Origin of the sequence: Treponema vincentii F0403 (genome assembly GCF_000412995.1) — a bacterium.
GTDB classification, from domain to species: Bacteria; Spirochaetota; Spirochaetia; order Treponematales; family Treponemataceae; genus Treponema; species Treponema vincentii.
On record NZ_KE332512.1, the window covers coordinates 1,435,519 to 1,451,941 of the forward strand.

General features: G+C 40.8%; 11 protein-coding genes. 8 read left to right on the plus strand and 3 right to left on the minus strand.

Going from position 1 to position 16,423, the window contains the following annotated elements; translation table 11 throughout:
• Nucleotides 1-111 precede the first annotated feature (111 nt).
• On the minus strand, nt 112-4,773 hold the full coding sequence (locus HMPREF1222_RS06365; RefSeq protein WP_016518702.1) for an Ig-like domain-containing protein: 4,662 nt from the start codon (nt 4,771-4,773) through the stop codon (nt 112-114).
• 231 nt (nt 4,774-5,004) lie between these two features.
• Nucleotides 5,005-5,232 carry a NifU family protein gene (locus HMPREF1222_RS06370; protein ID WP_006187718.1) on the minus strand — a complete coding sequence of 76 codons (228 nt, stop codon included), beginning with the start codon at nt 5,230-5,232 and terminating at the stop codon, nt 5,005-5,007.
• Between the two features lie 255 nt (nt 5,233-5,487).
• On the opposite strand from HMPREF1222_RS06370, the gene fusA reads away from it, so the two are divergent.
• The 8 genes from fusA (at nt 5,488) to HMPREF1222_RS06405 (ending at nt 14,323) form a co-directional block, all read left to right on the plus strand.
• The gene (gene fusA / locus HMPREF1222_RS06375) at nt 5,488-7,578 is read left to right on the plus strand and encodes an elongation factor G (protein WP_016518704.1); all 2,091 of its coding nucleotides are present in this window, start codon (nt 5,488-5,490) and stop codon (nt 7,576-7,578) included.
• A 10-nt stretch (nt 7,579-7,588) separates the two neighbouring features.
• Nucleotides 7,589-8,272, plus strand: coding sequence for a hypothetical protein (locus HMPREF1222_RS06380; RefSeq protein ID WP_016518705.1), 684 nt, complete (start codon nt 7,589-7,591; stop codon nt 8,270-8,272).
• A 180-nt stretch (nt 8,273-8,452) separates the two neighbouring features.
• On the plus strand, nt 8,453-8,590 hold the full coding sequence (locus HMPREF1222_RS12735) for a hypothetical protein (RefSeq protein WP_016518706.1): 138 nt from the start codon (nt 8,453-8,455) through the stop codon (nt 8,588-8,590).
• A gap of 103 nt (nt 8,591-8,693) precedes the next feature.
• Nucleotides 8,694-10,079 carry a radical SAM/SPASM domain-containing protein gene (locus HMPREF1222_RS06385; protein ID WP_006187714.1) on the plus strand — a complete coding sequence of 462 codons (1,386 nt, stop codon included), beginning with the start codon at nt 8,694-8,696 and terminating at the stop codon, nt 10,077-10,079.
• Nucleotides 10,054-11,772, plus strand: coding sequence for a radical SAM/SPASM domain-containing protein (locus tag HMPREF1222_RS06390; protein WP_016518707.1), 1,719 nt, complete (start codon nt 10,054-10,056; stop codon nt 11,770-11,772). Before HMPREF1222_RS06385 ends, HMPREF1222_RS06390 begins: the two co-directional genes overlap by 26 nt.
• Complete coding sequence (locus HMPREF1222_RS06395; RefSeq protein ID WP_006187711.1) at nt 11,765-12,736, plus strand: ATP-binding cassette domain-containing protein; 972 nt, start codon at nt 11,765-11,767, stop codon at nt 12,734-12,736. Before HMPREF1222_RS06390 ends, HMPREF1222_RS06395 begins: the two co-directional genes overlap by 8 nt.
• 124 nt (nt 12,737-12,860) lie before the next feature.
• On the plus strand, nt 12,861-13,538 hold the full coding sequence (locus HMPREF1222_RS06400; protein ID WP_244870165.1) for an ABC-2 family transporter protein: 678 nt from the start codon (nt 12,861-12,863) through the stop codon (nt 13,536-13,538).
• 2 nt (nt 13,539-13,540) lie between these two features.
• Nucleotides 13,541-14,323, plus strand: coding sequence for an ABC transporter permease (locus HMPREF1222_RS06405; RefSeq protein ID WP_006187709.1), 783 nt, complete (start codon nt 13,541-13,543; stop codon nt 14,321-14,323).
• A 77-nt stretch (nt 14,324-14,400) separates the two neighbouring features.
• Here HMPREF1222_RS06405 and HMPREF1222_RS06410 read toward each other — a convergent pair whose 3' ends face one another.
• Nucleotides 14,401-16,422, minus strand: a complete 2,022-nt coding sequence (locus HMPREF1222_RS06410; RefSeq protein ID WP_016518709.1) for a hypothetical protein — start codon at nt 16,420-16,422, stop codon at nt 14,401-14,403.
• Nucleotide 16,423 lies beyond the last annotated feature (1 nt).

Here is a 16,423-nt window from a genome sequence, read left to right on the forward strand (position 1 = left end):
GTTCTAGGGTTTAGTTCTAAAAAAAAAGGCAGCACCGAGTGGACGCTGCCTTTTTTTATCAGTCGTTAGAGCTGTTAAAGCCGTATCCGCTTAGGAAACGGCTTATTCGATTTAAAATACATCCAGCCGGAGACCTACCGATATATGCGGCAGGACGGCGTCGACTTTAGCTTTTGAACCTTCGCCGACATCGGTTGGGATAAACCATAATTGACCTTCGGTATAAACCGCAAAGCTTCTAAAATATTTCAGCTGCTTTTTAGGCAGTCTAACACGTGGAAATTCTATCTGCATAAGCATGGCAGCCAATACTTGCGGTGAGCCCTTCTGGGTTTCAGTAAAGACCGAGAAATTTGCACCTAAGGCGCCGGTCATGTAGAGCCATGACCAATCGGGGCCTGCAAAGGATTCAAAAGGAAGCTCGAATACGTTTGCAAGAATCTTCATAGAAGCAACATGCCCGCCGTACCGCATCTTAACATCTCCCTTATAGAATAGATCCCATTGCGATTGTAAGAATTGTCCGTAATGCAGCTGTAATTTAACATTGCTGCTGAAGAAGCTGAGCCCGACGCCCATATTCCACAGTGTCGAACCCCAGAAACCGACATCAAAATGCAGTCCCTGTACAAGCGTCGGTATACCGTAAAGGTATTTATCACCCTTTCGTAAGGCTAAAGTAACGTTTGTAACCGCGATATTATCGATTGCTAATCCCGCATACGTTAAAGATTGATTATAAGTACCGCCCTCATCGGGAGTTATCAAGGTAACCTCCGGCGCTGTTTTATCAATGCTTACAATCATGCGGCAAACGGCGGTTTCGTTATTCGCCATCCGGGCACGTACAAGCAGGAAATGCTCGCCTTCGGCCATATCACCGGTTTCCAGCCGGTATTTCCAGTTTGCTTTTGTACCGAGGGGAATAAACGTTCTGCCGTTGTTCAAGCTGATCTCTACTGCAGCTAATTTTTTTGAGGCAATCGCTTCCCTAACAGTTGCTGCGGTCGACTTATCCTTGAGCAGAAGAATTTCTTCTTCGGATACGGCATATCCCGCCCTTCCCTTCAGATACGGCCGGTCGACGGCAAAATCACCCATCGCAAAATTATCGATTGTAATCCATGGGCCTGTAGACTTATAGATTATCGAATGTACGGCAGAGCTTTCCGGTTTATTTTTGACGATTTCCGCCTTAACCGATATTGCGTGCGAACCTTCCGTCATACCTTCCGGCGTTATCCTAAAGTTAAAATAACCGGTTGATGAAACAGTAGACGTATCGCGTTCAACTCCATCGATATATAAGGTAACCGAATTGGGATAAGTCGTACTGGAAATTTTTCCATATACATTGAACTCTCCGGTTACGGTCTCCCCTGCAAACGGAGCCAGTAAATCGATTTTTCCTTTATCATTGCTTCGGTCTATTGTAAAATTGCGGGCAATATTGGTAATATTGCCTGCTTCGTCCGAACCGACAATCTCCAAATTGTATGCACCTTCGGGAAGATCGGCGACATTGATGGTTTTAACGGCGATAAGCTTGGTTTCCAACACCGTATTTAAAAACTTTGCCGGTACTGGCTGGCCTTCTAATCCTTTAATGTGGATAACAACTTCTTTTAACGCAATTTCATCGTATACTTGGCCGGAAACGAAAAGTTCGCTGTCATACTTTCCTCCGGGGATAGGGTATTCAAACTGCAGTACCGGTGGAGTATTATCAATATTTACCAGTGTTGACGTCAACGATTCTTCACCGTATTGATCGACTGCTTTTATAAATACTACATGAGTCCCATCGGCAATAACAGACGTGCTAAAGTCGTAGTGCCAGTTTTCTCCTCCTTCCGCTTTGGAATAGGTGCTGCCATTGTCAAGAGAAACTTCAATTGCCTTAATACCATTCTTATCGTTTGCAGTTCCTGTGATGGAGATTACATCTTTTACCATAGCCGTACTTACAGGAGTTCGGACTTCGACGGACGGCGGTGCGAGTGATACACGGACTTTCCGGTTAAATACATTGCTCTTAACGCCGTAAATATCTTCTGCGTAAATCGAAATCGTATGCTCGTTATCGGTAAAATCGGTTAAAGCAAATGGGACCGCAAAGGTATTCGTCACTTCAAGAGATTTTACAGCACCGTTATCAATCTGATAGAAGACTTTTGAAACACCGTCATCATCATATACAATACCGGAAAGCACAAAATCTTTTACAACAATAGAGTCTTCTTCCGGTAGATGAACTTCAATAACCGGCTTATCCGACTCGGTGTCTACCTCAAAAGAAAAATCGCTATAAGTGGAAACATTCCCCGCTTTATCCGTAAACCGGAACTGCATCCCCTTGCCGATCGGTGCGGATACCGTACCGATAATTCTATGCGGAATGGGCGAAACTTCCATCGGCTCCCATGAATGATTGGCGCCATCCGGTTTATATTCGGCTTTTTCCAGCAAAGAATAGTTATCCGGTTTGAATGCAACCAAAATAGAACCGTTTACCTTGTCCCCTTCACGCGGCAGAATCAATGAGACCTGCGGCCCCTGTAAATTCTTATAGAATGTCCGATATACGGAGCTTTTCTGCCCAAGCGCATCAACGGCATGTACGCCGACAACAATAATACCGTCGGGATAATCTTCAAGTGCAATTCTCTGAGAGAACTTAGCGGAAGAAAGCGGAAGCGCTTCAGAATCGCCGACCGTATAGGTGATTGATTGCAATGCGGAAATATCGGAAACGGTACCTGTTAGTTCCAAGGCTTCCTTTATAAACCGCGGTTCGTCGGCAAGACCGAGCGTAATTGCCGGCGCGGTATTATCGATAAGAATATCAATGCCTGAAGATGTAAAGGTGCGTCCTTCGGTATCGGTAACGGTAATCCGTACGTTTTTATAAAGCCCTTCTTCGGAGGCGGCCAGCGTAATAACATGCCCGGAGAAAGAGAGTTCACACGGTATTACTGCATCGGCTAATTCAACCGAAGCGATTTCCGACTCTCCTGCAGGCCGGTAAATACCCGTTAAAGTATTGTTACCGGGTAAAATAAAAGCTCCATTGGGAGATTTATCACCTTCCGCCCATGCGAAAGATTCTTCTTCAGCTGTTACCTGTGAATCTATTAAAATAGTTTGCGAAACCGAACGGCCGTATATATCGACTGCACGTACCGCAACAGGGGTAATCTTGCCGGAAAATGAAGAGTCAACCGGAATACGGATGAGCGTATTTGCAGCGCCCTTTCTGATAGAAACGGAAATTTCGGCATTATCTCCCATCGTATATGAAACGGAGTCCAGTCCCGCCCCTGCGCTGACATTTATCGTAACGGTTGCGCGGGTTCCGGGGGGTATTTGCTGTACAACGCCGCCGGTTCCGTCAATATTGATAACAGGCTTTGTTCCCATTACCGAGAAAGGCACCGTTTCGGTATTTCCCTTTACCCCTTGAGGATTAACGGCATATACGGAAAGTGTATGCGTTCCGCTTGAAATATCGGTAATAGGAATGCCGAACACATTCATGCTGACAGGCACAACTTTTTCTTCTTCTTTATCGAGCTTATACCGTATTTCGGAAACACCGAAAACACTCTCGACCGAACCGGCAAGGTAAACCGTATCATCGGCAACGGTATTGGCAACAGGCTGTACTATTGTAAGACGCGGAGCATCAAGCGATTTATCGATTTTGATTGCCCGCGTTACCGTTGTAATATTACCGGCAACGTCTTTAGCGGTGATTTCTACCGTTTCGGTCTTATTGGATGCGCCGCTTACATCAAATTCTTTTACCCAATACGGGTTTCCTTTTACCAGTTCAAACGTTCCTGTCTGGTTGCCCATACGCCATGACACAGACTCTAGGTCAACCGAGTCACTCGCGGAGCCCGCCACCCCAAAGACACTGCCGACCGATTCCGAAGGGGAAGGATAAAAGAAGTCCACAACCGGGGCTGTATTATCAATAAAAAAGAGAAATGTAGAAACGCCTTCTGCGCCTAATGTGTCGACAGCCTTAAACCAGCATACGGTCGGCCCTTCGGGCATTTTACGTGTGTCAAGATCGAATTTGAACGAAGAAGCTGCTGTTTTTTTATCATATTTAAGAGAAAGCGGTATATAATTTTGCCCTGCATCAAGTGAGTAGGAAAGCTTGCTGACTCCGTTTCCATCCCGAACAATTCCTTCAATTACCTGCTTACCGGATATTAGCGCACCGTCATCCATGTTTGTTACCATAGTTTCGGGCGTGTGCAGATTCAAATTGAACTGAACCGAGACGCCGTTCCCTTTCAATCCGTTAATATCGGTACCCCAAGCGGTAATACGGTGAAGCCCTTCCTGCAAGTTTGCCGTAGTAAAGGTTTGCGTCCAAAACTGTTTCCCTTTTGCCCGGACAGGTTCTCCGTCATCTAATGCCACTTCGACATAGTCGATGCCGTCATCATCAAAACATGTCCCGGAAGCACTGAAAGCCCCCATAACGTTCATATTTCTAGTGGGATTGGTAATAGAGGCAACCGGTAAATCGGAACGGGGATCAATGTACATATTGAAGGGACCCGCTTCGCCCACATTGCCTGCCGAATCTTCGGCAGTAACCAGTACATTGTACTTACCCGGTTTTTTTTCAGTAAGGTCAAATGATTCATCCCAGCTTTCGGGATTTTCTACGGTACGGGTTTCAACCTTGCCTCCGGCACATAGCAATGATACCATGGAGACATACATACAGACACAGAGCAGTAGCTTTTTCATAGAAGGTCCTTATTATAAAATAAATAAGCTTTCGCTTAATACGGAAGCTTTCTCCGGAAACCTACAGAAAGTACCGGTAGGCTGCAACTTTTATAGTAATTCGGATTAAGGTCGAGGGTATTATCGGCATCTCGGTTGGTTTTTCAAGACGCCCGGTAATATAAATCCCCTCATTTTTATCGGTACAATAGCCTGAAAACTTGAATATATCAAGCAGCTGATGCACGAATATTAAATGGAGACGACTTTTTTTATATCAGGATAAGATTCTTTTAGCTGAGCTTCAATACCGGACTTGAGGGTCATCAATGCAACGGGACAAGAACCGCATGCCCCCTTAAGCCGAACGGAAACAACGCCGTCATCCGACAACGAAACAAATTCTACATCGCCGCCGTCCGCCTGCAAATGAGGACGGACAACATCCAAAGCTTGCTTAACTTCATCAACGGTAACCATATATACCATCCTTGTGTAAAACTTGCGGAGAGGCTAAAAAGTAACCGCTTTTGAAGCTTCCCGCTTATCATACTGCTCATTATAATAGGCATTTTTAAAATTTTCAATGAAATTTTCAAAAAACTTACTCTTGCAATACATAAAGGTTTCCAGTATAATTTGTAATCTTGCTTATAGGCAGTTTTTGAAAATTGATATTTTTTAGCTGCCGGTTTTTTTGACGTAAAAAATCTATAGAAATGAGGTAGAAGAATTATGAGTAGTGATATTTCAAAAATGAGAAATATCGGTATAAGTGCGCACATCGACTCGGGAAAAACAACCCTTTCAGAGCGTATCTTATTTTATTGCGACCGTATTCATACCATTCATGAGGTACGAGGAAAAGACGGCGTCGGCGCCGTTATGGATAATATGGAATTGGAGCGGGAACGCGGTATCACAATCCAGTCCGCATCGACGCAGGTAAAATGGAAGGATCATACCATTAACGTTATCGACACGCCCGGACACGTTGACTTTACCATCGAGGTTGAACGTTCTTTGCGCGTTTTGGACGGCGCTATTTTGGTGCTTTGCTCCGTTGCCGGCGTACAGTCTCAGTCTATCACCGTTGATCGCCAGCTTAAACGCTACCATGTTCCGCGTATCGCGTTTGTTAACAAGTGCGACAGAACCGGCGCAAATCCGTTAAAGGTTCGGATGCAGCTGCGTGAAAAGCTCGGCCTAAATGCCTATATGATGCAGCTCCCGATCGGGCTTGAGGATAAGCTCGAAGGTGTTATCGACCTTGTAACAATGAAGGCGCTGTACTTTGAAGGAGACAGCGGTACCGAACTCCGCGTGGCCGAAATTCCTGCACACCTGCTTGATGATGCAAAAAAATACCGTGAAGAAATGATCGATGCGGCTTCAATGTTCTCTGATGAGCTTGCAGAAGCTTTCCTCGAAGGCGCCGAAACGGAAGAGATGATCCGTGCAGCGGTACGCGCCGGTACTTTAAAAGAAGCATTTGTACCGGTATTCCTCGGTTCAGCCTATAAAAACAAAGGTATCCAGCCGCTGCTCGATGCCGTTACCTACTACTTACCCAATCCGACGGAAATTACCAATAAGGCGCTCGATTTGGATAAAAACGAAGAGCCCGTTGTGCTGACCTCCAATCCTGATGATCCGGTTGTATCGCTCGGCTTTAAGCTGGAAGACGGAAAGTACGGCCAGCTGACTTATGTGCGTATCTATCAGGGCACGCTGAAAAAGGGCGGCGAACTGTACAACACCCGTTCACGCAAAAAGTTCAAGGTAGGACGTCTTGTCCGTATGAACTCCGCCGAAATGGAAGATATTTCCGAAGGCGGCCCGGGAGACATCGTTGCGCTCTTCGGTATCGAGTGTGCATCGGGCGATACGTTCTGCGGCGGAGACCTTAACTATGCGATGAGCTCCATGTTTGTTCCCGATCCGGTTATTTCGCTTTCGGTTACCCCTAAGGACAAGAAATCGGCGGATCAGATGGGCAAGGCCTTAAACCGCTTTACCAAAGAAGACCCCACCTTCCGCACCTATGTAGACCCCGAATCGAACGAAACGGTTATTCAGGGTATGGGCGAGCTGCATCTGGATGTATATATCGAACGGATGCGCCGCGAATACAAGTGCGAGGTAGAAACAGGTATGCCGCAGGTTGCGTACCGCGAAGCGATCAGCCAGCGTGCGGATTTTAACTACACGCACAAAAAGCAAACGGGCGGTTCCGGTCAGTTCGGCCGCGTAGCAGGTTTTATTGAACCGACCTCCGAACAAGATTACGAGTTTGTCGATCAGATTAAGGGCGGCGCCATTCCTTCGGAATTTATCCCGTCTTGCGATAAGGGCTTTAGAGCGGCGGTAAAGAAGGGAACGCTTATCGGCTTCCCGATTGTCGGCGTACGGGTTACGATTAACGACGGCCAAACACACCCTGTTGACTCTTCCGATATGGCATTCCAAGCCGCAGCTATCGGCGCCTTCCGTGAAGCATACAAAAAAGCGAACCCGATTGTACTTGAACCGATTATGAAGGTTTCGATCGAAGGTCCGCAGGAATTTCAAGGAAATATCTTTGGACTTATCAACCAACGTCGTGGTATAATCTTGTCATCCACTGAAGATGAACAGTTTACCCGCGTCGATGCGGAAGTCCCGTTAAGCGAAATGTTCGGTTTTTCAACCATTTTGCGCTCTTCAACGCAGGGTAAAGCGGAATACTCAATGGAATTTGCAAAGTACGGCAAGGCACCCCAGAGTGTTACGGAAGCCTTAATTAAGGCGTACGAAGAAAAACGCAAAGCGGAACAACAAAAATAGGAGGCGGGAAATGGTTAAAGAGGATTTAATCGAACGCAGCGCTGTTCGTAATTTTGAGAAAGCGCTCGGCGGGGCGTTACAGCCGGGAGAAGTCGGTATTGTAACCGCTAAAAGAGGCGTCGGAAAAACTTCCATGCTGGTACAGCTCGGATTGGATCAGCTGCTGCAGGGTAAACCGATTGTGCATATCTCGTTCAGTCAACAAACCGATTATGCCATTACATGGTATAACAACATGTTTGACGAAACAGCCGAGAAAAAACACCTTGAAAAAGCGGCTGAGTTAAAGTCGGAGGTTATCGCACGGCGTATTATCCTGAATTTTAATCAAGATATTGTGCGTACCACTCAGATTATCAAAACCGTAAAGGCGCTGTTTGAAGTAGGCTCCAAGCCTTCCGCGCTGATTATCGATGACTTTGATTTTTCAAAAGCGGTTCCCGAGGCAATTCAGCAGATAAAAGCTTTTGCCAAAGAAACCGGTATGTGTGTCTGGTACACCGCCTCCGCTGATGTACGGGAAAAGGTTATCCATCCCGACTTAAAGCCTTATGCCGACGATGTTGACGTTATCCTGTATTTGGAACCGGCGCCGGACGCAATTAAAATATATGCGTTAAAAGCCCGCGGAAAAACGGACTTCGACACCGGCTGCAAACTTGATACCAAAACAATGCTTTTAGCGGAAAAATAATTTTCCTTATAGCTCTGGATAAGCACACCGAGGCTACAAAGGCTATCGAAAAGCCCTGTCGATTATATCGGCAGGGCTTTTTTTATGGTATACAAAGTCTAATTTTTATATTGACAATACTAATACTCAATGCTATGATATTGATATGTGAGTATTTTTCGCATAAGGAGATCATTATGAATGATGAAGATAAAAAAAAAACTTTTTCAAACTACTGAGCGTCAAAATTGGACTAAACTTTCCGAAGAAGAATTAAAACGTTTATCAGCTTCGCGTGCTTGTATGTATGGTAGAAAGCAAGAAACAGAAGATAATTAATAATTGCATATACGTCTCAGTCAATTGATATTTTTTTAATATAACAAAGAAATTAGCTAATAAGCAAAATAGATATCGTGATGATTTCTTTACTGAGACTTGAATGAAAAAGACCTTATATTATTTTTCAACCCCTTTGTCAGGTAACAGGTATTTCTTATTTCATACTTTGTTGTTTGATTATATTGTTCTCGATTCTAATGAATTTGCTTATTGGCAAAAAGATCTATTTGAACGATTTCCGCCTAACATACATGATGAGTTATGTGATAAACGTTTTATTGTAGATAATGGTGATGACGTATTATTAAATGATGCTTTAGCAAAATTTTCAGATAAATCTCACTTACCGCCCTCCTTTGCAATTTATATTACGAATAAATGCAATTTATGCTGTCGCTTTTGTTTTACTGGATATGAGTTAAAGAAACAATATGGTCAATTAACAATCCAAAATATACATGCTATTTTTTCTGCAATTGATGATATTATTTCGATACATAATTCATATTTTTATAAAGGGTTGCCCACAATATCTATTTTCGGTGGGGAACCGTTATTACGGTCTAATAAATATCTTCTTGATGAAGTATTTAAGTTGTTAAAGTATAGAAACTTACGAGTTGAGATCGTTTCTAATCTTATATACGCTAAATATTTTTATGATATTTTCACGTACTATGAAAAAGAATTACATTTTAAAGTAACCTTTGTTGGGGATAAAAGCTATCATAATACTATTAGATGTGATGCAAAAGCTTCAGATATATATACACAACAAATTAAGCATATCATTCATTTACTTGAGCATGTTCCGAATTCTTTGGTTAATATTTCATTATTATTAGATAAAAATAATATTAATCTGCCTCTAATTTCTTCCTTAATCAATGATTTAGAAAATAATAAGATATTAACTAATGCAAGAATCCATTTAGGCTTTGGGCTCATTCAATTTCGAACTCTTTATGAAGGCGATAACTATAAAGATAATATACTTTCCCCCACAGATTATTATCCTAAACTCCTTGACATAATTAAAAATATAAACAGCTTATCAGATATAAAACTATCCGGAAGCCCCTTTCATATATTTGCGAATATTTATGATTATTGGTTTAAAAATATTCCTTTTGTTCCTTCTTTGTCCGGATGTGATGCGGTAACTCCAGGTCGCTATTGTTTTTATCCTGATGGTAAGGTATATCCATGCTTTGATGCTGTAGGTATTCAAAGTATGAGTATTGCAGACTATGTAAATGGTTTTAAATTTAACCCGGAGAGACATAATGCATGGAAACGTTTTTGTCTTAAAAAAACTAAATGCTTCCGTTGTAAATTTATTGCTATCTGTAATGGAGGATGCTTAATTACAAACTTTTTTAGAACTGGAAATATAAATATACCTGACTGCCTACCGGTAGAGGATGCGCTAGAAAAATTTATAAACTACTTGGATACTAATGGAAAGTTTAATGATAACAAGTGATTATTTTATCTTAAATAAACATTTTGGTGTTATAATTGATTATTACACAGGAAGTATTTTGTATGTCAAGAAATCATTTCTGCATCATTTTCATAAATACAATAAAGCAGACATAGAACAGCTTGAGAATGCATATAACAAAAATTTTTCAAAATTACTTCCAAATAATCTAAATATAGTATTGGTTCCTTCATATATGTGTAATATGAAATGCCAATATTGCTACGAATCATTATATTCGAAAAATAATTTCTGTTTAACCAATAATCATATTCGATCAATCATAAATGCAATTGAAGAATATTTCAAAAGACAACATTATAATTATATTACATTTACATTATTAGGAGGGGAGCCTTTATTAGACTATAATATCCATTGGTTTAATAATTTCTTCATGGAATGTAATAATAGAAATTTAATATATGATATATTCTGCATTACAAACGGGTTGAACCTTAATGACTTATTTGATAAATGCTCATTTAAAATTAGCGGTTTTCAATTGACTATCGACGGCGATGAAAGGATTCATAATCAACGGCGTCCTTCAAAGGATAAAAAAATCAATTCATTTAATCGAGTTATTGGTGCTATAGATTTTCTTGTTGAAAAAAATATTTATTTAGATATTCGTATAAATATCGATTTAAATAATATCAATGCATTGGGATATATCATTAATTTATTCTATGAAAAGCAGCTGCATATAAATAACAATGTTAATATATATGTATATCCTGTTACTTATTATCCTATATCAGCTAAAAAGAATTCTGAATTGGAAATATTTAAAACTGTATTGTGTTATCTCAAAACATTACCTGCTGAAAAACGATTTATAGGATTAGACTTTCATGGAAGAGAGTTCATAGATTCTCTTCTACTCAATAAATTATTCATTCCAAAATTTTGGTTTTGCGGTGTATCGACTAATCAATTGGTATTCGATTCTAATGGTAATATTTCAGCTTGTTGGTGGGGAGCTGATACGGAGGCTTTTCGTATCGGTGTATTTGATGAAAAAAAATATACGTTTTATCATTGGTCTTTAGAAAAGCTTCATAATAGGACTGTTATGAAGCTTCATAGTTGTAAAAGTTGTAAATATAAATATATATGTGGAACAGGATGTGCGTTTAAAGCAGTTAACCGTAAAAATTTTGATATGAAAGGACACTGTTCTGATTTTTATCATATTATTAAGCTTTATATCCAATTTTTATTTTTCGATATCAGCCGTAGTCAAATAAAAACAAAAAAAGAAATTAAGCATCTGCGATTTAAGTACTTATCTTTTAAGCATTTGATTTTAACATATGATGGATTATTTATTAAAGTCAGTGGTAATAGTATGTTTTTATCATCACAAAAGAACATATGGGCTTATGTATCGATTGCTAAGAATTATAACATAGGTGATATTGTATTATATCTTAGAGGATATGATTTGCTTGTTCACAGAATTGTCTGCAAAAATCATAAATTTTATTTATTAAAAGGTGATAATGAAAATTATATTGAAGAAATTCATGAACGCTGCATTATCGCAAAGGTAAATGGTTTTTCTGTCGGCAAGACTTTTGATTGTACAGTAATATCTGCAATTAAAGAATACTGCTATGATAGTATAAAATTTAGGTACCATCTTAAATCAAAATTTTTGTATAAAATCGAGGCTGAAAATGTGTGAAGTTATATCGTTGCAGCATGTTTCAAAAATATACCGTATACGGAAAATTGAAAACTTTGCGGACTATTTTAAATTTTACAAACCTAAAACGGTTATTCATGCGGTCAATGATATAAGTTTTACAATACGGCAAGGAGAATCCATCGGGTTATTAGGTGAAAACGGATCCGGAAAATCATCATTACTGAAAATAATGACCGGAATTATAACGCCGACAACAGGCCATGTCCGCATTTTCAATGTAAGCCCTGCAATCAAAAGGAAGCAAATTGTAAAAAGAATTGCTGTCGTTTTTGGACAACGGTCTCAATTAATACCGGATATTTCCGCAAAAGAATCTTATAAGCTCTTACAACATATTTATAGTATTGATCAAGAAAAATATGAAAAAAACTTAAAACAAATGACGGAGATACTGGATTTAGCTTCATTTATTGATCAGCCTGTCCGTACATTATCGCTCGGTCAAAAAATGCGCGCTGAGTTTTGCGCCACGTGCTTACATGATCCGGAGATTATTTTTTTAGATGAACCGACACTCGGTATGGATGTATTTACAAAGGACATAGTACTTCGGTTTTTAAAAGATATTAACAAAGAAAAACAAACAACACTGGTATTTATAACCCATGCAGTCAATGATATTATAGATGTTTGCAATAGGATATGTTTTATCAAAAGCGGGGCATTAATTTTAGATAAAAAAACAGCTGAAATACAAGTAGCGGATGCCGTGGATATCGTAGTAACTTTTGACAAACACATACATCCTTCGATATGTGATTTACCTTTGAATTTTGAATTAAGAGATAATGTACTGACCCTCCATGATATTAATGCATCGGAAGTAGGAAATATCATATATATGCTTTCTAGATACGGTAAATTATCCGATATAAAAATACTACAAAATAGTTTTGAAAAATATTTTAAACAGGTTTACCATGAATATAAAAACGCATGATATATTGATAAAACCTATAAATAACATAAAACTTTATATCACATTGAGTAAAGTAAGTTTTTCTTCATTGCAGATTTATAATGCGGCAATCTTAGTTATGATTATTCGGAATGCTCTTGTTTTTATGCTGCAAATTGCATTATGGTACGCAATACATAAAAGTAATAACGATCTTAGCTTACCGTATATTATAAACTACCTTTTTTTATCGCAGATAATCACTGTTATGTATCCCCGAGCATCGGGAAGAAAAATAAGCCGACTAATTGCAACCGGTAATATTATGATAAAATTTTTGCGGCCTATTAGTATTTTTACCGAATTATTTTTTGATAATCTTGCCAGGAGCTTTTATTTTTTTCTTGTTAATAGCATTCCTCTTACTATTATTTATTATGTTATGTTTAAGCAATTACCGCATATCCATTTTTCGGGCGCAATTATAATTTTCTGTCTTTATTCCTATGTCTTATGTTTTTTATTTGAATGTATTTTCGGCTGTCTTTCTTTTTTTACGTATAGCTTTTGGGGTATTCAAAGTTTGGAATATGCCCTTACCGGTTTATTAACCGGTAAATTTATACCTTTGCGGTTTTATCCTCAGTGGCTGTTAAAATATATCAACATATTGCCGTTTAAGTATATGTATTATTTCCCTATAGAACAGATATTACAACATGAAAAATCAGTTTTATCAACTTTCGATATTTTTGCAATGCTTCTCTATCTTCTAGGATTTATGCTGCTACTTACGTTTGCGTATCGAAAAGGTAAAGTTTGCGTAACAATACAAGGAGGATAATCTTGCGTTACTTGATAGTATTCAAATATTATTTTTTAGTTAATCTTAAAAGCATACTGATTTATGATGTTGATTATATACTTGGAATAGCAGCCTTATTATTAAAAAATACGCTTAAATTTTGCATTCTTCTTATTATATTTCATCTTATCAAGACTTTAGATGGATGGAGTTTTAATCAGATACTTTTTTTATATGGTTTCTCGCTCACGACTTACGCACTGTGGCATTGTTTTTTTATCAATACGATTTCTATTCCAACTATGATTCAAACCGGTACTTTTGATAGATTCCTGTTACGTCCGATTTCTCCGATTTTTCAGATTATGTGCGATGGTTTCGATGAGGACGGATGGGGAGATTTATTGTTAGGGATTATTATTTTAAGTGTTGCTGCTCTGCGATTATCGATGTCCGGCATATACCTTTTACTATTACCGGTGTTGCTGTTCGCTGCAAGCCTTATTTATGCTGGTATTTCTTTGCTTCTTTCCTGCATCGCTTTTTTTACAGTCGGAAATTCCGATTTTACCGATGTAACGGGATACCTTGCAGAATTTGCGAAATACCCCTTACCGATATACGGCAGGGGCTTGCAATGTTTTTTTACCTATATTATTCCTGTTGGGTTTGCAGCATATTATCCATCATTATTTTTTATTAAAGGTTGCGCTAACGGTTTGGCAACGCTTATCGTCTCACCCTTTGTTGCTGTTTTTTTCTTTCTTGCTTCGTGCTCTATTTGGAATATGTGCCTAAGGTATTATTCAAGTACCGGGCATTGAAACTTCAGAGCAAATGCATGAGGCGCTTTTTTGAACTACCCTGTCAAGGAATGTCCGACCTCAGCCATTCCCGTAAACTATTCTGCATCCTCCGGTTGAGCGGAATTTTCCGGTTGTGGAACCGATACAGGCGCTGCGGCGCTCTGTATTTCCGCTGTTCCCTGTGCCCGTTCGGAAGGTGTAGGACCTGTCGCCGGAGATGCGTGTGGGCTTGTCGTAGCGTTTACCGTTGAATCCGTAGCAGCCGGTTGCGAAGACGGTGTCGGTTGCGGAGCCGTCCCAAGCGAAAGGCGGATAGTTTCGTATTCGCTTCTATGTCTCATTTTCACATATAAAATTCTGCTATTAGCATTGTAGGCATAGCCGGAGGAGTTATACATTTCAAAACGGGCATCGCTTCTAAAGGGTATTCCGTACATTTCTATCCGATAGAACGGCCGGATACCGTGCAAGGTAAGGTAGTGGGATTGCCCTTCCGGAAAACGGACCCGCAATACCATGGTTCTTGACGTATTTTCCAAAACCTCGATGCTCTGCGCACATGTCCACGCCCAAATGCCGGCCTCCGACTGTAACGCCAGCGATTGTGCATGGGGATACCAGCTGTTATCCGGCATAAGCATGGGGTAGAGGGTTCCGGCATCCAGCATACCGCTGTCGTCGGCCGTAATCCCAAGTTGTGTCGATTTGCTGCCGGTTACGGTAAAACCGATCGGTAAACCGGCCGACTCACCCGAATAGCGCAATAAGGACGTTAGCAGCATTCGGGCAACGGATTGCCAGACCGGCGATTGCACAGCTCCGTACCGCATCAGAATCTGCGCTGAAGCCAAAGCGGCGGTACTATCGATATACGCGCCGTCATTGCTCAGATATAGACCTTCATCGATAAGCAATAACGATTCGGTAATTTTTTTCTCGCACAGCGGCAGCAAATCTTCAAACAGAGCCTTTCTTTCGGGATAATAATGCGCACTATCGAGCCAGACTTCCAATAAACCTGCCGCTTGCCGCGCATTGAGCCGTGAAGCCTCCAGTTTTCCTATCAGCCGGAATAAGTCTTCTATACTGCGCCTTGTGCCGCGATCGGTCAAAAACGGTATTAAATCTTCATATTCAAAAATTGCAAGGGAATCATCCGCAAGAAGCGCGGCATACCGTTCCCGCTTTCGTGTATCGTCGGCGGCTAATCCCGCATGGGTTTCCTGTATATTGCCGTAAAAAGGATTGGAAAGATATGTCCGTACATTCCGGGCAAGCGTTTGGGCAGGAGCGCTTTCAATTGCACCGGCAAACCTGCCGCGCTGCCCCATTTCGGCGATATAGGCGGTCAGCGTTTTTTCGGTAATTCTCTTAGCCGAAAGCGCTTGCGTACCCGCATAAAGAACGGCTGCAGAAAACGTGTTAATTGCCGCCGTATACGATTCGACGGAAGCCAGCGGCATTGTCGGAATGGTCGTTATATCCAGCTCTTCAAGCGGTAAATAAGTTTTGTAATAAGCAATCGGCTGCGTCTTTGCGAGTACCAAATGAGGGACTTCGGATTGCCCGGCGGCATTCCCGTCATCCGTATTAAACCCGAAACTGCCGGTAAAGGTATACTGCTTTTTGCCGGAACGCACAAAAATTTTACCGTCTGCCCGCTCAACTCCGGCATTTTGAGTAATCTTCCACGGAAGCAGCACCCTTTTTATTTCGTCGGGAAGCGCCGCTTCAACCATGAGGCTGTCGATTTCTCCCCGTTTTTCGGAGTAGAAAGAAATTACGACATCATTCGAACAATGCACCGAAAAACGATCTTCCGTTTCATAAAATTGATACGCCAAAATACGCAAAGGAGAACGTTGATCCGATTCATCTACCGCATAAACCGGATTCTGCTCGCTGATATACAAGTCCAATCCATTGGACACGACATGGAGCGGCAAAAGAGGAACGGTCTCACCCGATTCGGTACGTTCCTGCCTACCGGTAACGGCCATCGACCCTAAAGTTAAAGAAAAAGTTTGTCCTTTAGTAAACTGAAGAACAAAAATACCGAAAATAACACTACAGTAAAGAGCGGTATATACAATTATTCTGCCGACAATATGCTTCATA